The sequence below is a fragment of the Micromonospora sp. NPDC005237 genome, assembly GCF_040607775.1.
Classification (GTDB): domain Bacteria; phylum Actinomycetota; class Actinomycetes; order Mycobacteriales; family Micromonosporaceae; genus Micromonospora.
On the sequence record NZ_JBEXHJ010000006.1, the window covers coordinates 126624 to 148153 of the forward strand.

General features: G+C 70.3%; 16 protein-coding genes and 2 riboswitches. Of the genes, 10 read left to right on the forward strand and 6 right to left on the reverse strand.

Features of this window, described 5'->3' with window-relative positions; all coding sequences use genetic code 11:
- Nucleotides 1–305: 305 nt before the first annotated feature.
- From ABZT87_RS17810 to ABZT87_RS17820, 3 genes are read right to left on the reverse strand one after another with little or no spacing between them, the layout of a single operon-like run.
- Nucleotides 306–908, reverse strand: coding sequence for a histidine phosphatase family protein (locus tag ABZT87_RS17810; RefSeq protein WP_355136666.1), 603 nt, complete (start codon nt 906–908; stop codon nt 306–308).
- Nucleotides 905–1675 (reverse strand): CbtA family protein, encoded by a 771-nt coding sequence (locus tag ABZT87_RS17815; protein ID WP_355136668.1) that lies wholly within the window; start codon nt 1673–1675, stop codon nt 905–907. Before ABZT87_RS17815 ends, ABZT87_RS17810 begins: the two co-directional genes overlap by 4 nt.
- Entirely contained in the window at nt 1666–1869 is a 204-nt protein-coding gene (locus tag ABZT87_RS17820) for a CbtB domain-containing protein (RefSeq protein WP_355136670.1), read from the reverse strand. Before ABZT87_RS17820 ends, ABZT87_RS17815 begins: the two co-directional genes overlap by 10 nt.
- Before the next feature lie 58 nt (nt 1870–1927).
- Nucleotides 1928–2002, reverse strand: a riboswitch (cobalamin riboswitch).
- Between the two features lie 196 nt (nt 2003–2198).
- A riboswitch (cobalamin riboswitch) is annotated at nt 2199–2419 on the forward strand.
- A gap of 136 nt (nt 2420–2555) precedes the next feature.
- On the opposite strand from ABZT87_RS17820, the gene ABZT87_RS17825 reads away from it, so the two are divergent.
- Together ABZT87_RS17825 and ABZT87_RS17830 are read left to right on the forward strand one after the other, a co-directional pair.
- On the forward strand, nt 2556–4946 hold the full coding sequence (locus ABZT87_RS17825) for a ribonucleoside-diphosphate reductase subunit alpha (RefSeq protein ID WP_355136672.1): 2391 nt from the start codon (nt 2556–2558) through the stop codon (nt 4944–4946).
- Nucleotides 4947–4996: 50 nt separating this feature from the next.
- Nucleotides 4997–5992 carry a ribonucleotide-diphosphate reductase subunit beta gene (locus ABZT87_RS17830; RefSeq protein WP_355137115.1) on the forward strand — a complete coding sequence of 332 codons (996 nt, stop codon included), beginning with the start codon at nt 4997–4999 and terminating at the stop codon, nt 5990–5992.
- A gap of 146 nt (nt 5993–6138) precedes the next feature.
- Here the strand turns inward: ABZT87_RS17830 and ABZT87_RS17835 are convergent, their stop codons facing one another.
- Nucleotides 6139–7950 carry a family 43 glycosylhydrolase gene (locus ABZT87_RS17835; protein WP_355136674.1) on the reverse strand — a complete coding sequence of 604 codons (1812 nt, stop codon included), beginning with the start codon at nt 7948–7950 and terminating at the stop codon, nt 6139–6141.
- A 429-nt stretch (nt 7951–8379) separates the two neighbouring features.
- Nucleotides 8380–9150 (reverse strand): FadR/GntR family transcriptional regulator, encoded by a 771-nt coding sequence (locus ABZT87_RS17840; RefSeq protein WP_354859888.1) that lies wholly within the window; start codon nt 9148–9150, stop codon nt 8380–8382.
- Nucleotides 9151–9302: 152 nt separating this feature from the next.
- Here ABZT87_RS17840 and ABZT87_RS17845 point away from each other — a divergent pair, with 152 nt between their 5' ends.
- The 8 genes from ABZT87_RS17845 to ABZT87_RS17880 all read left to right on the forward strand — a co-directional run bounded on the left by ABZT87_RS17845 (nt 9303) and on the right by ABZT87_RS17880 (nt 17396).
- Nucleotides 9303–10571, forward strand: coding sequence for an extracellular solute-binding protein (locus ABZT87_RS17845; RefSeq protein ID WP_355136676.1), 1269 nt, complete (start codon nt 9303–9305; stop codon nt 10569–10571).
- A 4-nt stretch (nt 10572–10575) separates the two neighbouring features.
- Entirely contained in the window at nt 10576–11556 is a 981-nt protein-coding gene (locus tag ABZT87_RS17850) for a sugar ABC transporter permease (RefSeq protein WP_355136678.1), read from the forward strand.
- Nucleotides 11556–12383, forward strand: coding sequence for a carbohydrate ABC transporter permease (locus ABZT87_RS17855; RefSeq protein ID WP_355136680.1), 828 nt, complete (start codon nt 11556–11558; stop codon nt 12381–12383). Before ABZT87_RS17850 ends, ABZT87_RS17855 begins: the two co-directional genes overlap by 1 nt.
- Nucleotide 12384: 1 nt before the next feature.
- Complete coding sequence (locus tag ABZT87_RS17860) at nt 12385–13620, forward strand: mandelate racemase/muconate lactonizing enzyme family protein (protein ID WP_355136682.1); 1236 nt, start codon at nt 12385–12387, stop codon at nt 13618–13620.
- A 140-nt stretch (nt 13621–13760) separates the two neighbouring features.
- A complete protein-coding gene (locus tag ABZT87_RS17865; RefSeq protein WP_354859899.1) occupies nt 13761–14789 on the forward strand; it encodes an alcohol dehydrogenase catalytic domain-containing protein in 1029 nt (342 codons plus the stop codon).
- Entirely contained in the window at nt 14786–15547 is a 762-nt protein-coding gene (locus ABZT87_RS17870; RefSeq protein ID WP_355068740.1) for an SDR family NAD(P)-dependent oxidoreductase, read from the forward strand. Before ABZT87_RS17865 ends, ABZT87_RS17870 begins: the two co-directional genes overlap by 4 nt.
- Nucleotides 15544–16425, forward strand: a complete 882-nt coding sequence (locus tag ABZT87_RS17875; RefSeq protein ID WP_355068738.1) for an amidohydrolase family protein — start codon at nt 15544–15546, stop codon at nt 16423–16425. Before ABZT87_RS17870 ends, ABZT87_RS17875 begins: the two co-directional genes overlap by 4 nt.
- Nucleotides 16422–17396 (forward strand): aldo/keto reductase, encoded by a 975-nt coding sequence (locus tag ABZT87_RS17880; RefSeq protein WP_354859905.1) that lies wholly within the window; start codon nt 16422–16424, stop codon nt 17394–17396. Before ABZT87_RS17875 ends, ABZT87_RS17880 begins: the two co-directional genes overlap by 4 nt.
- Nucleotides 17397–17483: 87 nt before the next feature.
- Here ABZT87_RS17880 and ABZT87_RS17885 read toward each other — a convergent pair whose 3' ends face one another.
- Nucleotides 17484–21035, reverse strand: a complete 3552-nt coding sequence (locus ABZT87_RS17885) for a ThuA domain-containing protein (protein WP_355067483.1) — start codon at nt 21033–21035, stop codon at nt 17484–17486.
- Nucleotides 21036–21530 lie beyond the last annotated feature (495 nt).

Here is a 21530-nt window from a genome sequence, read left to right on the forward strand (position 1 = left end):
TCCTGGGCCCGCCCGCTCTCGACCCCCAGACCCGCGCGCGTCACGCGTCGTGGTCGTGCGTCACGCGTCGTGGTCGTGCGTCGCGCTTCGTGCGTCGCGGGTCGCGCGGCCGCCGGTCTTGCGTGGCCCTGTCGCCCCGCGCGGCGGGCGAGGGCGCGTCGCCCGTGAGGCACATACCTCAGAGTCATATTCATACCTCTGCGGTATGTCGCTCACCGGTCTGTACGCCTGCCGGCAGCCCGACCCCACCGCTTCCATGCCGCCCCAAATCTGGGGCAGCTCTACAGGGGCCGTGGTCGACCTCGTCACCCGCTCGCAGGTGCCGGAGGCGCGCTCAGGCGGAGCCGCCACCGTGGGCCCTGGCCGGTGAGCCGGACGACCGCCAACGGCTCGACGTCCAGTTGCCGGTACGTCGCCAGCGGCAGTCCCAGGGCGTGCACGACCGCGACCCGGATCACGAGCGGGTGGGTGACGGCCGTGACCCGTCGGCCGAGGCCGCGCTGTTCGTCCAGCCACCGGCCGACGCGCTCGTGCAGGGCGGCGACGGACTCGCCCCCGTGCGGCGCGGCGTCCGGGGTGGACAGCCACTCGCGCAGCGCGTCGGGCTGCGCGACGCCGATCTCCTCCAGCGACCGGCCGGTCCAGTCGCCGTAGTCGCAGTCGGCCAGCGCCGTCTCCACAGCGGGCGCGAGACCGAGGGCGTACGCGGTCTGGACGGCCGCCGCCGCGGGGCTGGACAGGCAGGCGTCCGTGTCGCCCGATGATGCCCGCCGGCCCAGCACGGTGGGGGACAGGGCGAGGGCGGCGCTGCGGCCACCCTCGTCCAGTGCGTCGTCCCCGCCGAACCGGGCCCGCCGCAGGGCGGCGGTGTGACCGTGGGCGACCAGCCGCAGGCTGGTGGCGTTCACCCGGCCAGTCGTGCGTCGGTGACCGCGCGCTGCCGGTGCATCAGGGCGGCGAAGAGCAGGCCGATCCCGGTCCACAGCACCACCTGGGTGCCGAGGGAGGCGAGCCGGAAGCTCCACAGCAGCGTGGCGGGGAAGTCCCCCGGGACCTCCTGGAACGACGGCAGCACCACGTAGGCCACGCCGGTGACCAGCAGGAACCCGCCGACCGCCGCGGCGGCGCGCAGCCACACCGGCGCCTGCTCGCCGACCGACCGGTAGCCCAGCGAACCGGACCAGACCGCCACCAGGCCGAGGACCACCAGCAGCAGGTAGGTGACCGTGCGCTGGTTGATGGTGGCCGGGTCGCCGACGGCCGGCGGGTTCGGCGGGTATTTGAGGAACGGCACGATCACCGCGCCGAGCAGCGCGCCGCCGGCCAGCAGCAGGCCGGACCACCCGTCGTCAACCGTGCGCCGCCGCCGGTTCAGCAGGACGTACGCGGTGGCCAGCAGGCCACCCATCGCGGCCCCGAACAGGGCGGTGGCCAGGAACAGCCCGCCGCGCTGGCCGTTCCTGCTGACCAGAGCGTCCTCGTCGTGCTGGTGCCCCCCGGTGGCGGGTTCGGCGTGTGCCGCCGCCTCCTCGATGGCGATGGCCGCCTCGACGTGGGGTTCGCCGACGACGTAGGCGAACGTTCCGGCGAGCAGGCCGGCCACCAGGCCGGCGAGCAGCCCGCGCAGGAGAACCGTGACGAAGGTGGGTGCGGTGCTGGTGCCGCTCAGTGGCACGGGACACCGAGCAGGTGCCGGCCGTCGTGCATCAGCTCGTGCAGGTACGTCCCGCTGCGCGAGACCGCGCCCTGGTCGAAGGCGACGAGATAGGCCAGCAGGGTGAGCACGGCGACGGTGGCCAGGACCGTCCACAGGAGACGGGTCGGGGCAGCGGGGTGCGCCAGCGGCTGGCTGGACGTGGAACTGGACATGGGTGCACGAACCTCCTCGGGGATGACGCGTCCCCATCGCAAGGCTGCGGACGACCGAGCGTCCTGGCTCGCGGCCCCCGGGGTCGGGGACCGCTCACAGTGGCGCGACCGCGCCGGATTCTCACCGGCTTCCCTCGCGTCGCCGCAGATAGTGGGTCGACCGTATCGGTGCCGGTTCGGTCGGTCAAGCCGACTGCGGTGTCCGAACGCGACGCCGCCCGATGCTCGCACGTCTGCCGTCGCCGACGGATCGACGACGGCAGTCAGCGACGACCGCGACACGCCCGGACCCGACATGTGGGGTGTGACAAACCCAGTCGCCCCTATATATGGTGTCGACCGCAGCTGGTTCGGCCACTCATCCCAGAGTGGCCGAGGCAAGAGGGAACCCGGTGGAATTCCGGGACTGCCCCGCAGCGGTGAGTGGGAACGACAGCCGTCATCAGCACTGGGCCGCCACCTGGCCTGGGAAGCGACGGCCAGTAGGGGACCGGGTGAACCCCGGTCGTGCCCGCGAGTCCGAAGACCTGCCAGCGCGCCGCGTACCCGCATCCGGGTGGGCGGTGGTCCGAGGCCGCGTGGGACGGCCGACGCCTCTCGGATCCGCGCCGCCGGCGTGGCGTCCGCCGGTGTCGGTCTCCTCGTGCCGAGGGCCATCAGGTCCTCAAGCTCGCGAGGAGTGAGTGGTGACAGTTACCGAGGTAGCCGCGGCCGGCGGCGAGACGGCCCTGCGGCGTACGCCGGGGCAGGTCCGCGAACGCGGCGGCGCCAGCGAGCCGGTGGACGTGCGCAGGCTCGTCGCCGAGGTCGAGCGCTGGGCCGACGACCTGCCCGACGTCGACCCGCTGCGGGTGGCGACCCGCACGATCAGCGGCCTGTACGACGGCGCGACGACAGCCGAGCTGGACCGGCTGACCATCCAGACCGCTGCCGAGATGATCGGTACGGAGCCGCAGTACTCGCGCCTCGCCGCCCGGCTGCTGGCCAGCCACATCGACCGGGAGGTACGCCGACAGGGCGTCACCTCGTTCAGCGCGGCGATCCGGACCGGCCACGCGCAGGGGCTGATCGGAGACGAGACCGCCGCGTTCGTCGCCGCGCACGGCAGCTTGCTCGACGACGCCGTCGACGCCGACGGCGACCGCCGCTTCGAGTACTTCGGGCTGCGTACGGTCTACGACCGGTACCTGCTGCGCCACCCCACCAGCCGGCTGGTGCTGGAGAGCCCGCAGTACTGGCTGCTGCGGGTGGCCTGCGGCCTGTCCCGTACGCCGGACGAGGCGGTCGACTTCTACCGGCTGATGTCCAGCCTGGCCTACCTGCCCAGCTCACCGACGCTGTTCAACTCCGGTACCCGGCACACGCAGATGTCCTCGTGCTACCTCGTCGACTCGCCGCGCGACGAGTTGGACTCGATCTACCAGCGCTACGCCCAGGTCGCGAACCTGTCCAAGTTCGCCGGTGGCATCGGCATCGCGTACTCCCGGGTCCGGTCCCGGGGCGCGCTGATCCGCGGCACCAACGGGCAGTCCAACGGGATCGTGCCGTGGCTGCGTACGCTCGACGCGAGCGTCGCCGCGGTCAACCAGGGCGGCCGGCGCAAGGGCGCGGCCTGCGTCTACCTGGAGCCGTGGCATCCGGACATCGAGGAGTTCCTGCAACTGCGGGACAACACCGGCGAGGACGCCCGGCGTACCCACAACCTGAACCTCGCCAACTGGATCCCGGACGAGTTCATGCGCCGGGTCGAGGCCGACGAGGTGTGGTCGCTGTTCGACCCGGACGAGGTTCCCGAGCTGCCCGACCTGTGGGGGGAGCGGTTCGACGCCGCGTACCGGGCGGCCGAGGCGCAGGGCCGCTACGTGCGGCAGGTGCCGGCGCGGGAGCTGTACGGGAAGATGATGCGCACCCTGGCCCAGACCGGCAACGGCTGGATGACCTTCAAGGACGCGGCCAACCGGCTGTGCAACCAGACGGCCGAGCCGGGCAACGTGGTGCACCTGTCCAACCTGTGCACCGAGATCATCGAGGTGTCCAGCGACGCCGAGACCGCGGTGTGCAACCTCGGCTCGGTGAACGTCGCCGCCCACCTGACCGGGAGCGGCATCGACTGGCCGCGACTGCGCGCCACGGTCCGGACCGCGGTGACGTTCCTCGACCGGGTCATCGACATCAACTACTACCCGACATCGCAGGCGGCGGCGAGCAACCCCCGTTGGCGGCCGGTCGGGCTCGGGCTGATGGGCCTGCAGGACGTGTTCTTCGCACTGCGGCTGCCGTTCGACTCGCCGGCCGCGCGGGAGCTGTCCACCCGGATCAGCGAGGAGCTGTACCTGACCGCGCTGGAGACCTCCGCCGACCTGGCGCGTGAGTTCGGCGCCCATCCGGCGTACGCGCAGACCCGGGCCGCGCGGGGCCAGCTCCAACCCGACCTGTGGGGTGTCGAGGGTACGCAGACCGCGCGCTGGGCCGCGCTGCGCCAGCGGGTCGGGGAGTACGGGCTGCGCAACTCGCTGCTGGTGGCGGTCGCGCCGACCGCGACCATCGCCTCGATCGCCGGGTGTTACGAGTGCATCGAGCCGCAGGTTTCGAACCTGTTCAAGCGCGAGACCCTGTCCGGGGAGTTCCTCCAGGTCAACACGGCCCTGGTCCGCGAGCTGAAGGCGCGTGGCCTGTGGACCGAGCAGGTCCGGTCGGCGATCCGGCGCGCGGAGGGGTCGGTGCAGGACGTCGTGGAACTCCCGGCCGACGTACGGGAGCTGTTCCGCACCGCGTGGGAGCTGCCGCAGCGGGCGCTGATCGACCTGGCCGCCGCCCGCGCCCCGTTCATCGACCAGTCCCAGTCGCTGAACCTGTTCCTGGCCTCGCCCACCATCGGCAAGCTCTCCTCGATGTACCTGTACGCCTGGAAGACCGGGCTGAAGACCACCTACTACCTGCGCTCCCGTCCCGCCACGCGCATCCAGCAGGCCACCGTCACGCCCGCCGCCGTCGCCCTCGTCACGCCGTCGACGAGCGACGCCGAGGCGCTGGCCTGCTCGCTGGAGAACCCCGAGTCGTGCGAGGCGTGCCAGTGACCGCGTCCGACACCACCGCCGACACCACCGCCGACGCGAGGACCACGCACATGCTGCTCGACCCCGGGATGGATCTCACTCTCCGCCCGATGCGCTACCCGCACTTCTTCGACCGGTTCCGCGCCGCCATCCGCAACACCTGGACGGTCGAGGAGGTCGACCTGCACGCCGACCTCGCCGATCTGGACAGGCTGTCGCCGGCCGAGCGGCACCTGGTCAGCCGCCTCGTCGCGTTCTTCGCCACCGGCGACACGATCGTCGCCAACAACCTCGTGCTCAACCTGTACCAGCACGTCAACAGCCCGGAAGGCCGCCTCTACCTGTCGCGGCAGCTGTTCGAGGAGGCCGTGCACGTCCAGTTCTACCTCAACCTGCTCGACACGTACGTGCCCGACGAGACCGAGCGGTTCGCCGCCTTCGCCGCCATCGAGAACATCCCCTCGATCCGCCGCAAGGCCGAGTTCTGCTTCCGCTGGATCGACTCGCTGGGGGAGTTGCGCGAGCTGCGGACCCGGGACGACCGGCGCGCGTTCCTGCTCAACCTCATCTGCTTCGCCGCCTGCATCGAGGGATTGTTCTTCTACGGCGCGTTCGCGTACGTCTACTTCCTGCGCTCCCGCGGCCTGCTGCACGGCCTGGCCTCCGGCACCAACTGGGTCTTCCGCGACGAGTCAATGCACATGGCGTTCGCATTCGACGTGGTGGACACCGTGCGTGCCGAGGAGCCCGACCTGTTCGACGACGATCTCGCCGACCAGGTTCGCCAGATGCTCACCGAGGCCGTCGAGTGCGAGGTCCAGTTCGCCGAGGACCTGGTGGGTCAGGGCGTGCCCGGTCTCACCCTGGTGGACATGCGGGAGTATCTCCAGCACGTCGCCGACCGCCGTCTCGTCCAGCTCGGGATCGCCCCGCACTACGGGTCCGCCAACCCGTTCGCCTTCATGGAGTTGCAGGACGTCCAGGAGCTGTCCAACTTCTTCGAGCGGCGGGTGTCGGCGTACCAGGTGGGAGTGACCGGGACGGTGGCCTTCGACGACGACTTCTAGGACCCCCACCCCACCCCCTCCCCACCCCGTCGACCAGGAAGTTGCTGCTCCCCTATCGGCGTGTCAGGGGCACCAAATTCATGATCAACGTCGGCGGCGGGCGAGGTGGGGATGGGGTGGGGGTGTTCTTGGGGGTGGAGTGACCCTCAGGCGGGGGAGCAGGTCGGGGTGATGGTCGGCGGACTGGCGGTGGCGCTCGTGCTGAGGTAGCCAGCGGTGGTCGACGTTCCCGGCGCGAGCTGCCCGTTGTAGGCGGCGTTCGCGACGGTCACCTGGTTGCCCGTCTGGGTGAGGGTGCCGTTCCAGACCTGTGACACCGTCTGCCCACTGGGGAGGGTGAAGGTGACCCGCCACCCGTCGAGCGACGAGGCCCCGGAGTTGGTGACCGTGAGCCGCCCTTCGAATCCGCCCTGCCACGTGTTGACCACGGTGTTGGTCACCGCGCAGGACTGCCCAGCCGGGACCGTCGGCGTCGGCGTCGGCGTCGGCGTGGGGGTGGGCGTCGGCGTCGGGGTGGGCGTCGGCGTCGACGTCGCGGTGGGGGTCGGGGTGGGCGTCGTGGTGCCGCCGGCCTGGAACTGCCACCAGTTGAAGTTGAACAGGTTGCCGCTGCCGCCGGTGAAGCGCAGGTACAGGTCCTGAGTCCCGGTGGCGCCGCTGACCGGGCAGGAGATGGTCTGCCAGGTCTGCCACCCGCCGGTGCCCGGCACCGCGCAGCTGCCCACCCGGGTGCCGGTGGGGCTACCGAGGCGCAGTTCGATCGTGCCACCGGACGTGGCCGAGGCGACCCGGGCGGAGAAGGACGTCGCGCCCGTACCGAAGCCCACGCCCTTGACCTTGATGTAGTCCCCGTTCTCGATGAACCCGACGTTCATCCCGCCCTCGCTGGCCGGCTCGGTCTCGATGCCGGAGCCCCAGGCGATGGTCTCGGCCTCCTGCCGCCCGTACGGGTTCAGGGTGCCGATCTGGGGGGCGCCCGTCGTGGTCATGTTGATCGTCGGGATGGTGCCGTTGGTGTTGTAGGTGAACTTCTCCACGGCCACCGAGCGGGTGTAGCCGCCGCCACCGGGCAACGCTCCGTTGTGGTAGAAGAAGTACGAGCCGCCGTTGAAGTCGATGACTCCGGGGTGGTTGGTGAAGCTCGCGCCCTGGCGGGGCATGACCGTCCCGCGGTAGGTCCAGGGGCCGGTCGGGCCGGTCGCGGTCGAGTAACCGATGAACTCGGAGCAGCATTCCGCCGCGAACACGTTGTAGTAGATACCGTTGCGCTTGTAGACCCACGGGCCCTCTTCGTAGAGGGTCGGCCGGCTCGCGTTCCCCGTCCGGGTGCCGAACCCGGCGGTGGTGAGCGGAATCTTGGTGGCGCTGCCGCTGTAGGAGATCATGTCCGCGTTCAGCCGGACGTACCACAGGTTCGGGTTGCCCCAGTACAGGTACGCCTGGCCGTCGTCGTCGATGAAGACGGTGGGGTCGATCTCGCCGTTGCCCACCAGCGGACGGCCGATGGCGTCCCGGAACGGCCCGGTGGGGCTGTCGGCGACCGCGACGCCGATGGCCATCGAGTTGGTCGCCCGGGCGGTCACCGGCACGTACCAGTAGAACTTGCCGTTGCGGGCGACGACCTGGCCGGCCCACGCGTTGGCGCTCGCCCAGCTGAAGGTGCTGAGACTCAGGGGCGAGCCGTGGTCGGTCCAGTTGACCATGTCGGCCGACGACCACACCCGCCAGTCCTTCATCGTGAAGTACGTGGAGCCGTCCTCGTCGTGGCCGGTGTAGAGGTAGACCCGTCCGTTGTGCACCAGGGGAGCCGGGTCGGCGGTGTAGATGTGCTGGACGATGGGGTTGTCCGCGTGGGCGGCCGTGGCCGGCGTCAGCGTCGAGATGAGCAGCAGGCTCACGAGCCAGGCGACGCCGCTCCGGAGCCGGTTCTTCGTCCGTGGTGGCGGTGTGGGGTGCATCGGTACCTCCAGGGTGGGTCACGACGGGCGGGCACGGTTCGCCGCTCTCGCTGGCGGGTGCCGCGTGTCGTCGCGGGTCGCTTCGGGACCTCGGTGGTGGCCGTGCCGCGAGAGCGGCAGGAGGGATCGGGGGTCCACCGTGGCTCCCGCGCGCGGCGTCCCGCCGTTGTCAACGGCGGTGGTCAACGTCCCTGAGGGAGGCCCGGACACCCGCCAGCGGGCGTTGGTCATGCGCGACTCCATCGACCTCGGCGGATCGAGTGGAGCGGTGAAGCGTGCCCTTCGCCTCTGCGGCCCGAGGGTAGTCTGTTATCGCTAACATTCTCAAGCGATGGATGCATCTGGATTTCCGCGCCGCCGTCGCGGGCGGGTTGGACCGGGGTCGCCAACGTCCGGCGACCGGGTCGTCAGTGCTGCTGCGCCGGGTCGTCAGCGCTGCAGCCGCGTCGGGCTACCCGGCCCGCTGCGCCGGACGAGCCACGCCTCGGTGATGTGCGTGAACATCGCCTGTGCGGCGCCGTCGGGGTCGTGGGCGGCGATGCGCTCGTAGATGCGCCGGTGCCCCTGGTTCGACGCCACGCACATGGCCCGCTCCGGCTGGCCCATGTAGCGCGCGGTGTTGACGACCTGGCTCTCCAGGGACCGGACGACGCCCCGGGCGATGCGGTTGCCCGACGCCTGCATGACCGTGTCGTGGAAGGCGCGGTCGTGCTCCTGGTAGGTGACGTGGTCGTCCACCAGCTCGTCCATCCGGTCCACCAGGGCCCGCAGCCGGTCGACGGTCTCCTCGTCGGCGAGCCGCGCGGCCACGTTGGCCATGTCGGACTCCAGCACCCGCCGGGTGACCACCAGGTCGTCGAGGATCGCCAGGGTGTCGTCCTCGGCGATGGTCGCCGCGAGGACGAGTTCGTCGAGCATGTCCCACGCCGAGGGCGGGGTGACCAGCGTTCCGCTGCCCTGGCGGACCTGCACGAGCCCCTTCTCCTGCAGGATCTTCACCGCTTCCCGGATGACCGTCCGGCTCACCGAGAAGGTCTCGCAGAGCACCGGCTCGGGGGGCAGCGGTGTTCCCGAGGGGTGAACTCCCTGGACGATCCGGGTCACCAGCTCGGCGGTGATCGCCTGAGCCAGGTTGGCCGGGCGACGGGCCCAGGTCGGTGCCGCCCCGCCGTTGACGGTCGACTGGTTCGATGTCGTCACGTTCACCTCCGCGTAGCCGCGGGAGCGGGCCCACGAGTCCGCCCCCAGTGTACGGGCAACCGTTGACGTCAGACGTCATACGAGTTACGTTCTCGTCAATCTTGCATCGACGGCCGGTCCCTCGGCCACTCCCCATATGAAGGTGAGCAACGATGAAGCAACGAGCAGTGTGGTCCGCGGTCCTCGTTGCAGGGCTGGCCCTGACTGGCTGTGGAAGCGCGACAGGTTCGGGTTCATCGTCCGGAGGCTCGGACAAGAAGTTGGTCGTCTGGGACTGGAAGTCCGGCGAGGCCAGCTCCGCGCAGTACGTGGAGAAGGCCAAGGCCGACTTCGCCAAGAAGCACAAGGACGTCAAGGTCGAGTTCGTGGCCCAGCCGTTCGATCAGTACTACACGCTGCTGGGCGCGGCCATCCAGTCGGGCAAGGGGCCGGACGTCATCCTGTTCAACGGTGGCGGTCAGATCCGCGACCGGGTGGACTCGCTCCAGCCGCTCGACGAGTACGTGAGCGAGGACCGGCAGCGGCTGGCCGGCTGGGAGGCGTTCGCCAAGGACGGCAAGACCTACGCCGCTCCGGTGACCCTGCAGGGCCACCCGATCTACTACAACAAGGCGCTCTACGAGCGTGCCGGCCTCGACCCGGCGAAGCCGGCCACGACGTGGCAGGAGTTCATCGCCAACTGCGCCACCATCACCAAGGCCACCGGCGCCAAGTGCTTCGCCGTCGGCAACAAGGAGGGCATCGGCATCCAGTTCTTCCTGTCGGCCCTGGCGTCGGGCGTCCTCACCCCGCAGGAGTACGACAACTGGATCGCCGGCAAGCGCGACTGGAACTCGCCGAACGTGAAGCGGATCTTCGAGCTGTGGAAGGAGACCGGCACCGCGAAGCTGAACAACGACGGAGCCAACTCCACCGCGATGTTCAACGACGCCTTCGCCGTCTTCCAGTCCGGTAAGGCCGCCCACATCATCGGTCTGATGTCGGACATCGGGCACTGGAAGGACTTCAACGAGTTCATCACGCCGGAGAAGCTCGGCGTCATGATGGCCCCGACCGTGACCAGTGGTGCCACCCCGAGCCTGCCGTACGACGGCGGTATCGGTTACGCGGTCGCGAAGTGGACCAAGGACCCGAAGGTGGCCGCCGACCTGGTGCGCTCGCTGACCTCCACCGACGCCCTGAAGGCGTTCTACGCCAACGCCGGCGCGATCACGGCCGACACGACCATCGACGTGTCGCAGGCTGGGCCGGCCGTCACCACGATCGTCGGCGCGCTCAAGACCGGCAAGCCGGCGCCGCACGTGGCGCTCTCCTCGAAGGCGCTCGACCTGATGGGCAGGCTCTCCCAGCAGCTGCTCAGCGGGTCGATCAGTGTCGACGAGGTCGTGAAGCAGATGGCCGCCGTGGACACGGCGGGCTGATCTCGTGTCGATCGGTAAGTCGCTCTCGTCGGTCCGTTCGGCCTCGGCCGGGCGGACCGACGGGTTGCCACCCGTACCATCGCCGTCTCGTGGCCGCGCCGTTTCCCGGCGCGCCGCCAGCGGCCGTCGCGCCGAGCTGCTCGCGCCCTTCGTGCTGGTCGCCCCGGCCGTCCTGATCCTCGTGCTGCTGCGGCTGTGGCCGCTGCTACTCGGCGTCAACTTCTCCTTCACCGGCGACGGCGACCGCGACGGGGCGATGGTCGGCTTCGACAACTACGTCGACCTGCTCCACGATCCGCTGTTCCAACAGGCGCTGCGCAACGTGGGGCTGCTGGTGCTGCTCCTGCCGGTGGCGGTGGCCATCCCGGGCCTGCTCGCCACGTTCATCTACCTGCGCGTGCCGGGGCACCGGTTCTACCGCAGCGTCTACTTCTTCCCGGCCGTGCTGTCTCCGGTCATCGTCGGCGCGATCTTCAACCTGCTGCTCTCGTTTGACGGTCCTGTCAACGTTGTCCTGTCCTCGGTGGGCATCGGGCCGGTGGACTGGCTCGGTGATCCGGACGTCGCCATGTTCGCGGTCGTCGGCGTACACGTGTGGGCGACCTTCGGCATGGCCCTGGTCGTGTTCCTCGCGGGCTTCGCGACCCTGGACTCCGCGCTGCTGGACGCCGCGCGGGTGGACGGCGCGTCACTGGCCCAGGTCATCTGGCACGTGATCATCCCCAGCCTCTCCCGCACCATCCAGTTCGTCTTCGTGACCACGATGATCGGGATGCTGACGTCCATGTTCGGCCTGCTCTACGTCATGACCAGTGGCGGCCCGGAGGGCTCGACGTACCTGCCGGAGTACTACATCTGGATCCAGCAGGGGCAGATGAACCGGCCGGCGCTCGCGTCGGCCGCGTCCACCGTCCTCTTCGTCATCATGCTCGTCGTCGGGCTGGTGCAACTCAAGCTGCTCCGACGAGCGGGGAGGGAAGACTGATGTCCCGCGTCCGACTGGGCAGATGGTTGCTCGTGATCCCGATGGGGCTCCTCGCGCTCGCGACGATCTACCCGCTGCTGTTCACCGCGAACGTCGCCATGAAGACCCGCCGGGAGTACATTCTCGACCGGTTCTCCCTGGCGGACGCGCTGCGCTTCGAGAACATCACCACCGCTTGGACCAGCGTCGGCATGGGCCGCTACGCCGCCAACTCGGTCCTCGTGGTGGCCTGCTCGGTGTTCCTGCTGCTGCTGTTCGGGTCGATGGCCGGCTTCGCGCTGAGCCAACTGCGCTTCCGGGGCTCGACGGCGCTGTTCATCGGCTGCCTCGCGGCGCTCTTCATCCCCTTCCAGGTGATCATGGTGCCGCTGGCCCGGGTCATGGCGGACAGCGGTCTCGTCGACACGTACCCGGGGCTGATCCTCGCGTACGTCGCGCAGTTCCTGCCCTTCACGGTCTTCCTGATGACCAGCTACTACAAGACCATCCCGGCGGAGATCGTCGACGCGGCCCGGATCGACGGCAACACCGTGTACGGCGTCTACCGGCGGATCATGCTGCCGCTGGGCGCTCCGGCGCTGCTCTCGGTCGGCATCCTCAACACGCTGTTCTGCTGGAACGACGTGCTCATCTCGCTGCTGCTGATGCCGTCGGCCGACCACCGCACCCTCATGGTCGGGGTGACCTCGCTGCGGGGGCAGTACTCCGAGGACATTCCGACGTTCGCCTCCGGGGTGCTCATCGCCGCGATCCCCGTCCTGGCGGTCTACCTGTTCCTTCAGCGCCAGATCGCCGACGGCGTCTCCGCTGGTTCCACGAAAGGCTGACATGCGCATCACCGGGTATCGAACCCTGACGACGGTCCAGGAGTGGGGCCGGCCCGTCGGCGACGCCAACGGCGTGTTCCCCGACGGCGTCACGACGGTGCCGATCACCATCGTCGAGACCGACGGGGGGATCAGCGGCGTCGGCCTGGGCCCGCACGTGGAGATCGACAAGATCTTCCCGGCCATCGAGGGGGAAGATCCCCGCGCGGTGACCAGCCTGTACGACCGGATGCTCCGGCACACCTTCAAGGCCGGTCACGGCGGGCTGGTGTTCGGGACGATCGGCGCACTGGACACGGCCCTGTGGGACATCAAGGCGCAGCTCGCCGGTGAGCCGCTCTGGCGGCTGCTCGGCGGGCGGGACCGACGCGTCCCGGCCTACGCGTCCGGCCTCGACATCGGTCTGACCGACGACGAGCTGGTCGCGGAGTACGAGGTCTACGCGGAGTACGGCCTGCGTGCCGCGAAGCTCAAGGGCGGCCTCGACATCGAGCGGGACCGGCACCGGCTCGCGCTGGTGCGGGAGGTGCTGACCGAGGCGGGCCACGGCCGGCGGCCCGGTCTGATGCTCGACGTCAACGAGGCGTGGTCGCGCAAGCAGGCCGTCCGGCACGTGGCCGAGCTGGAACGCACCCTCGATCTGATCTGGATCGAGGAGCCGGTCCGCCGCTGGGACGCCGAGGGTCTGGCCGCCGTCGGCCGGGGCGTCCGAGCGTCGATCGCCACCGGCGAGAACCTCACCGGGCTGGAGCAGTACCGCCCGCTGATCGGGGCGGGCGCGGTCGACATCGTCCAGATGGCCGCCGTCTGGGGTGTCACCCACTTCCTGCGGGTGGCGGCCCTGGCGCATGCCCATGACCTGCCGGTCAGCCCCATCGGCAACATCCCGGTCGGGCTGCTGCACGCCGCTACCTCGGTGCCGAACCACCTGGTCAGCGAACTACAGGATCTGCGGCCGCCGGCGGGCATCGGCCTCGACCTGCACGTCGAGGACGGCGCCTTCATTCTCGGCGACACACCGGGCCTGGGCATCCGGGTCGACGAGGCGGCGATCGCGGCGGCCGGACAGCGGACCGGTAGCCCGGCCGCCGGCAGCCCGAACGTCCGACCGGAGCGGGCCGGCAAGCGCCTGTTGTCGGTGGCCGAGCAGATGCCCACCGTCGGGCCGGTCCCGGTCGAGGCCCTGCTCGCCGATGCCGTCGGGTCCCAGAACGACGTGGCACCCCTGCGGCACTGAGCCGGCCCGCCCGCAAGCGACCACTGGACCAGGATTGGTCGGATGATTACCGTGTCGATGGCGCCGACACGACGGATGCGGATCTGGCCGCCCCTGGCATACGCACCCGTACGAACCAACGACGTGGAGACGGAGCAGCAGTGAAAGCAGTTGTCTACCGGGGTGCGCGTGATCTCGGGATCGAAGACCGTGCCCCAGAACCGCCGGGCCCCGGCCAGGTGCGGATCGCGGTGGCGTACACCGGGATCTGCGGCACGGACCTGCACATCTTCCACGGCGACATGGACGCCCGGGTGGGCGCGTCGGCGGTGCTTGGACACGAGATGTCGGGCCGGGTCGCCGCGCTGGGCGACGGCGTCACCGGGCTGACCGTCGGGCAGCCCGTCACCGTGATGCCGACCCGTGCCTGCGGGCAGTGTGCGGCGTGCCGCCGCGGCAATTCGCACATCTGCCACGCGATGGACTTCCTCGGCATCGACTCGCCCGGCGCGATGCAGTCGTCGTGGACGGTGCCGGCCGAGTTGGTGCTTCCACTCCCCGACGATCTGCCGCTGGACCACGCGGCGCTCGTCGAGCCGGTCGCGGTGGCGGTGCACGACGTCGGACGGGCGAAGGTGGCGTCCGGAGAGCACGTGGTCGTCGTCGGCGGCGGTCCGGTGGGCGTCCTCATCGCGGCCGTCGCCCGGGCGCGTGGGGCCCAGGTCCTGCTCGTCGAACCGGACGGCTTCCGGCGCGGGGTCGCGTCGGGGATCGGGATCGAGGCCGTGGATCCGGGGCCGACCGATGTGGTGGCGCTCGTCAACGAGCGGACCGGGGGCGCGGGCGCGGACGTCGCGTTCGAGGTGTCCGGTTCCGCCGCCGGGGTCGGCACGGCCGTGGATGTGCTGACCACCCGGGGCCGGCTGGTGATGGTGGCGATCCACCCGCAGCCGCGTCCGGTGAACCTGCACCGGTTCTTCTGGCGCGAGCTGGAGCTGCTGGGCGCGCGGCTGTACCAGCGCGAGGACGTGGTGGAGGCGATCCGGCTGGTCGCGGCGGGCGTCATCCCGGCCCGGGAGCTGATCTCCCGGGTGCTGCCCGTGGCCGGTGTCACGGACGCGTTCACGGCTCTGGAGGGTGGCGGCGGCGTCATGAAGGTGCTGCTCGACTGGCGGGAGGAGGGCCGATGAGCGCCCTGTTCGACCTGACGGGACGTACCGCGTTGGTGACCGGCGCCCGGCGGGGGATCGGCCTGGCGATGGCGGAGGCCCTGGCGGTGGCCGGCGCGGACATCATCGGGGTGTCGGCGCAGTTGGAGTCCGAGGGCAGTGCGGTGCAGCAACGGGTCGAGGCGGCCGGTCGCCGGTTCACCGGCATCCGGACGGACCTGGGCGACCGGGCCGCGGTGTACCGGTTGGCCGAGGAGGCCGCGGCGGTGGCGCCGGTGGACATCCTGGTGAACAACGGCGGCACGATCGCCCGGGCGCCGGCCGCCGAGCACCCCGACGAGATGTGGGACCGGGTGTTGCAGGTGAACCTGTCCAGCCAGTTCGTGTTGAGCCGGGAGATCGGTCGGCGGATGGTCGACCGGGGCCGCGGAAAGATCATTTTTACCGCCTCGCTGCTGAGCTTCCAGGGCGGCATCAACGTCGCGAGCTACACCGCGGCGAAGTCCGGCCTCGCCGGGCTGACCAGAGCCCTGTCCAACGAGTGGGCGGGCCGAGGGGTGAACGTCAACGCGATCGCGCCCGGCTACATCGCCACCGACAACACCCAGGCGCTCCGCGACGACCCCGCGCGCAACGACGCGATCGTGGGCCGGATCCCGGCCGGCCGGTGGGGACGCGCCGACGACCTGGCCGGCGCCACAGTGTTCCTGGCCGCCGCGGCCTCGGACTACGTGCACGGCACCGTCCTGCCCGTCGACGGCGGGTGGTTGGGCCGATGACGCAGCAGACCTCGCCGGCCGGCCGCCCCGGCATCGTCGACGCGCACCACCACCTCTGGGTCCGTGCGCGACACCCGCAGCCCTGGATCGACCCGGACACGATGGCGGCGATCGACAACGACTTCACCCCGGCGGATCTCGCCCCGGCGGCGCGGGCCGCGGGCGTCACCGAGACCGTCGTCGTGCAGTCCATCGCCTCCGTGACGGAGACGGAGCACCTGCTGGGCATCGCGGCCGACGACCCGCTCATCAGCGGGGTCGTCGGCTGGGTCAACCTCACCGCCGACGACATCGACGAGCGCCTCGACCGGCTCCGCACGGCACGCGGCGGAGAGCGGTTGGTCGGCATCCGGCACCTGGTCCAGTCCGAACCCGACCCGGCGTACCTCGACCGACACGACGTCCGGCGGGGCATCGCGGCGGTCGGCGCGGCCGGTCTCGCCTACGATCTGCTGGTCCGCGACCACCAACTGCCGGCGGCCACCCGGCTCGTCCGCGACCTGCCCGAGGTGTCGTTCGTCCTGGACCACCTCGCCAAACCGGCGCTCGGCACGGGGAGCCTCGGCGACTGGCCGGCCAACCTGCGGGCGCTCGCCGCCCAACCGAACGTCACCGCGAAGCTCTCCGGTCTGGTGACCGAGGTGGACGGATCATCCTGGACGGCCGACGACCTGCGGCCCGCCGTCGACCACGCGCTCGACGCGTTCGGACCGGCCCGGCTCATGTTCGGCTCGGACTGGCCGGTGTGCCTGCTCGCCAGCTCCTACACCCGGTGGGTCGCCGTGCTCGCCGACCTGGTGGCACCACTCGGTGACGAGGAGCAGGCGGCGATCTGGCGGGAGACCGCCCACCGCGCGTACCGGCTGGAGGCGTCATGACGGACCGAGCGCTGCCCCGCCGGCCGGCGATCCGCCTCACCACGCTGGGCTTCGGCGCGGCGCAGGGCGGCAACCTGTTCCGGGCGACGTCCGACGACGAGTTCGCCGCGGCCGTCGACACCGCCTGGGCCGCCGGCATCCGGTACTTCGACACCGCGCCGCACTACGGCCTCGGCCTGTCCGAACGGCGGCTGGGCGCCGCGCTGCGGTCCCGGCCGCGCGACGAGTACGTGGTCTCGACGAAGGTCGGGCGGCTGCTCGTACCCTCGCCGGAGACCGCGGGGGAGCGTGATTCGCAGGGCTTCGACGTGCCGGCCGACCTGCGGCGGGTCTGGGACTTCAGCCGCGACGGCGTACGCCGGTCGTTGGAGGCCAGCCTGGAACGCACCGGCCTGGACCGCGTGGACGTGGTGTACCTGCACGACCCGGACGAGCACTGGGAGCAGGCCGCGTCCGAGGCGGTACCCGCGCTGGTGGAGCTGCGCGACCAGGGCGTCATCGGCGCGATCGGGGCCGGCATGAACCAGTCGGCGATGCTGGCCCGGTTCGTCGCGGAGACCGACATCGACGTGGTCATGTGCGCCGGCCGGTACACCCTTCTCGAACAGGGCGCGCTCGACGACCTGCTGCCCGCCGCGCAGGCCCGTGGGGTCGGCGTGGTCATCGCCGGGGTCTACAACTCGGGGCTGCTGGCCCGCGACCAGCCACCGGCCGACGCGGTCTACAACTATCAGCAGGCGCCGCCGGAGCTGATCGAGCGGGCGCGGCGGATCGCGGCGGTCTGTCAGGCGTACGGCGTCACCCTGCCGCAGGCGGCGTTGGCGTTCGTCCGCCGGCATCCGGCCGTGGTCTCGACCGTGGTCGGCCTGCGCGACGCAGCCCAGGTGACCGAGACCCTGCGCCGGTCGGACGCGGACGTGCCGGAGCAGCTCTGGGCGGCGCTGCGCGACGCCGGGCTGCTCGGCGGGTGACGACCCACAGTTGAACGCGGTGCGCCGGCCACCCGATCCGAGGATCGGGTGGCCGGCGCCCTGTCGCAGCTACCTACCGTCCGGTCGTTAGACCGCGCTGAACCGCCACTGCTGGTTGGTGGCGCTGTGGCAGCCCCACTGCAGCAGCCGGGCCCCGTCGGCCGTCGAGGCGCCGTTGACGTCCAGGCAGAGCCCGCTCAGCGCGCTCTTGACCGTGTAGATCCCGGCGGTGCCGGTCGCCGTCACGGTGAACTTCTGCTGGTTGGCGTTGGTGCAGGTGCTGTGTTGCAGGAAGGCGCCCTGTGCGGTGGACCCGCCGGTGACGTCCAGGCACTTGCCGCTGTGCACCGCCTTGAGGTAGACGGCGCCGCCACCAGCGTCCACCGCCTGCCACTTCTGGTTGTTACCGCCGGTGGCCGCCCACTGCACGACCTGGGCGCCGTCGGCGGTGGAGTTGCCACTGACGTCCATCAGCTTGCCGCTGTGCTGCGCCGTGAGGGTCCAGGTGCGGCCGGCGATCCCTCCGCCGTCGGTGCCGGGGACCCCCACGCCGTTGCCACCGAAGGTGAACGCGTCGAGGTCGAACCAGTTGGACGAGCTGCCCTTGAACACCATGTAGAGCGTGTGCGTCCCGGACAGGGCCGCGACGCTCACCGCCGGCGTGGACTGGTAGTTGTCCCAGCCGCCGGTGCTGGGCACCGTCGTGGTGGCCAGCAGCGTGCCGGTCGGCGAGTCGGCCCGCAGCTCGATGGAACCCCCACCGCTCGGTGACGAGAGCCGGTAGCTGACGGTGCTGATGCCCGACAGGCTCATCGGGTTGAACGCCACCCAGTCGTTGTTGGAGATGTCACCGACGCGCTTGCCGCTCTCCGCGGCGGCCTGGTCGACGATCCGCACGCCGGACTGGCTGCTGAAGTACTCGGCCTGCTTGTGCTTGGGTTGCAGGATCGCCTGCGCGTAGCCGGTCAGCGGCGCCGCGCCACCCGAGCCACCGTTGTCGGTGTAGCGGGCGTTGAGCACGTAGTACAGGTTCGCGCCCTCGGGGTGCCCACCGAGCAGGTCGGTGGAGATGGTGCCCGAACAGCCCGGGTACTCGGTGGTCTCGTGCGCGTGGTCGTCGTGACCGAGTGCCGGGTTGACGAACACCTTGGTGCAGTCGATGGCCGCGCCGCCGGGGTCGGAGACACTGACCGTGTACGAGACCTTGTCGCCGAAGTTCAGCATGCCGCCGTTGGGCGGCACCGTGATGGTGACGACCGGGGCGGTGTTGCCGACGGTGATCTGCACATTGGCGAAGCCGGTCTTGCCGGTGTTGTCGGTGACCTTCAGCTGCGCGGTGTAGTTGCCGTTGGTGGTGTAGGTGTGTGCCGGGTTGGCTGCCGTGGACGTGCCGCCGTCACCGAAGGTCCACTGGTAGCTGAGGGTGTTACCGGCGTCCGGGTCCGCCGTGCCGGCGCTGCTGAACTGGACGGTCAGCGGGGCGCTACCGCTGGTGGGCGTGCCGACGGCCTTCGCGATCGGTGAGCGTCCACCCTGGATGTAGTCGATGCGGTAGAGCCCGGAGTCGTTGTTGCCGCCGCCGAAGTTGGAGCCCCACTCCAGCAGGTACAGCGAGCCGTCCGGGCCGAACTCCATGTCCATCGGCTTGTTGAAGTTGCCGCCGGGCATGAACGAGTTGGTCCGGGTGACCGCCGTCGACGAGTCGAAGTGCGTCTCCTTGATGTAGTTGCGCGACCACTCGTAGAAGAAGTGCACGCCGTCGTAGTAGGCCGGGAACTTCGTCGCCGAGGGGTTCGCCGCGTTGTAGCGGTAGACCGGCCCACCCATCGGCGCCGACCCGCCGGAGCCCAGCTCCGGGAAGGTCGTCGAGGCGGGATAGCCGTACCACATGTTGGGCGCGACGATCGGCTTGAGGTTGACCAGGCCGGTGTTGTTGGGCGAGTTGTTGACCGGGGCGTTGCAGTTGAACTTCGACCCGACGACGCCGGTGTCCGGGTTGAACGGCGCGTACGGCTGGTTGTCGCCGTGGCAGAAGGGCCAGCCGTAGTTGCCGGCGGCCTTGATCACGTTGAGCTCGACGAGCCCCTCGGGGCCCCGGTTGGTCGTCGGAGGGTTGCGGTCGGGGCCGTAGTCGGCCAGGTAGACCCAGCCGGTGGACGGGTCGATCGAGAAGCGGAACGGGTTGCGGAAGCCCATGGCGTAGACCTCGGGTCGGGTCTGCGCCGTGCCCTGGGGGTAGAGGTTGCCCGTCGGGATGGTGTAGCCACCGCTGGCCGACGGCCGGATGCGCAGCAGCTTGCCGCGCAGGTCGTTGGTGTTGCCGGCGGATCGGGCGGCGTCCAGGTTGGCCTTGCCCGACCGCCAGTCCAGCGGGGCGTAGCCCTGCCAGTTGGGGTCGAGGTTGGGCGGGGTGTCGTCGCCGGTGCCGATGTAGAGGTTGCCGTCCGGGCCGAACTCGATGTAGCCGCCGGTGTGGCCGGGCTCGGCGAAGGTCCGGTCGCGGGTCGCCGGGATGTCGATGATCCGGGCCTCGCTGGCCAGGTTCAGGGTGTCACCGGTGAGCGTGTAGCGGGAGACCCGGTTGACGTCGGTCGTGCTGCTCGCCGGCGAATGGTAGACGTACACGTACCCGTTGCTGGCGAATGCCGGATCCAGCGCGACGCCGGTGAGGCCGTCCTCACCGCCGGTGTAGACGCTCAGCGTGGCGGCGGTGACGGTGCTGTTCGTGCTCGGCTTGAAGAGCTTGACCTGTCCGCCGCGCTGGACGTAGAGCACGCGGCCGTCGGGCAGCACCGCCAGCGCCATCGGGTCGGCGGTGTTGTCGTCCAGGGTGCGCTTCTCGAAGTTGCTCCAGACGGTGCCGCCGCAGTCCCCGGGCTGGTTGCCGGCGGCCCACTTGACGCCACCGAGGACGTGGTTGCGGAAGTTCGTCTCGCTGTACGACTCGATCGCGTGGCCCATCGCGGTGGCCCACACCCGGCCGCCACCGGCGTTGCGACACCACGAGATCGGGTGGTCCGGGCCCATGGCCCGGGAGCCCGGGTTGTACGTGCGCTCGTCGGCGGTCACCAGGACGTGCACGTTGCCACGCGGGTTGGAGTCGAAGTTGTACCACTCCTCGCTGCGGTTCCAGCGGTCCGGCAGACCGGTCGTCGACGGGTGCTGCTTGTCGGCGACGATGGCGGTGCCGGCCAGCACGCCGGGGGAGTGCTCGGGCATGTGGGCGCCGCCGTTGAGGGTCTGGTCCCACCAGGGGTACTCACCCTCGATGCCCATGTCCAGGGCGTTGTGGATGCCCACGATGCCCTTGCCGCTGGCCAGGTAACCCTCCACGGCCTGGCGCTGGGCTGCCGAGGTCCAGACCATGCCGGAGGTCTGGAACATGATGATGACGTCGAAGGTGGCGAGGTTGGCGGGCGTGAAGACACTCGCGTCCTCGGTCGCCACCAGCTCGAAGTTGTTCGCGGCCGCCTGCTGCTGGAACATGGAGATTCCGGCCGGGATCGAGTCGTGCCGGTAGCCGACGGTCTTGGTGAACAACAGGGCGCGGAAGGCCGGGGCGGCCGACGCCGGCGGGGCCAGGCCGAGGGCCAGTAACAGGCCGACGATCATTCCTATGATCATTGTGGGGCGACGCATGCCGTCTCCTAGGTCTGGGCGGGCAACTCCGTTTGCGCGCACGGGTCCGGCGCGCGTCAGGTTGTGCCTGGGCGCGCGTGGGCCACGAATGTGCTGGTCGCGGTCGTCGTGCCGTCCGCCGAAACGGCAGTCAGCCCCGCAGGACGTCACACAGCGTGACGTGGGCTGTGTGTGCGTCCCTGGTCTGCGAGGTCAGGATGGGCTATCCACTGATAGGTGTCAATGTAACGTCGAGCGTCTGATGTTACCTCCGAGTAGGAGTGGTCGGGTCTGAGCCGCCTGAGCCGGCAGTCGAGCCGATCGAGTGCCGGGCCTGGCAGTCGCCGCAGATCGAGGATTGCGGACCCGCATCCAAACATCTATCTTCATACGTGTGATGTTTCCTCGATGTCAAGGAAATGTTTGCACCATAAAAACGCAAGTTCTGCAGCAGCCTGCGAAAGTGCGTCGCTCAGCGCATCGAACGGCCTACCGGCCGCTGTGCCGACCTCGTCG

What these genes read in the sequence shown, in the direction of transcription:
- ABZT87_RS17835 (WP_355136674.1), bottom strand. Translation starts at nt 7,950, where the DNA reads ATGCACCCCACACCGCCACCACGGACGAAGAACCGGCTCCGGAGCGGC.
- ABZT87_RS17860 (WP_355136682.1), top strand. Translation starts at nt 12,385, where the DNA reads ATGCGCATCACCGGGTATCGAACCCTGACGACGGTCCAGGAGTGGGGC.
- ABZT87_RS17880 (WP_354859905.1), top strand. Translation starts at nt 16,422, where the DNA reads ATGACGGACCGAGCGCTGCCCCGCCGGCCGGCGATCCGCCTCACCACG.
- ABZT87_RS17855 (WP_355136680.1), top strand. Translation starts at nt 11,556, where the DNA reads ATGTCCCGCGTCCGACTGGGCAGATGGTTGCTCGTGATCCCGATGGGG.
- ABZT87_RS17870 (WP_355068740.1), top strand. Translation starts at nt 14,786, where the DNA reads ATGAGCGCCCTGTTCGACCTGACGGGACGTACCGCGTTGGTGACCGGC.
- ABZT87_RS17830 (WP_355137115.1), top strand. Translation starts at nt 4,997, where the DNA reads ATGCTGCTCGACCCCGGGATGGATCTCACTCTCCGCCCGATGCGCTAC.
- ABZT87_RS17820 (WP_355136670.1), bottom strand. Translation starts at nt 1,869, where the DNA reads ATGTCCAGTTCCACGTCCAGCCAGCCGCTGGCGCACCCCGCTGCCCCG.
- ABZT87_RS17885 (WP_355067483.1), bottom strand. Translation starts at nt 21,035, where the DNA reads ATGCGTCGCCCCACAATGATCATAGGAATGATCGTCGGCCTGTTACTG.
- ABZT87_RS17875 (WP_355068738.1), top strand. Translation starts at nt 15,544, where the DNA reads ATGACGCAGCAGACCTCGCCGGCCGGCCGCCCCGGCATCGTCGACGCG.
- ABZT87_RS17845 (WP_355136676.1), top strand. Translation starts at nt 9,303, where the DNA reads ATGAAGCAACGAGCAGTGTGGTCCGCGGTCCTCGTTGCAGGGCTGGCC.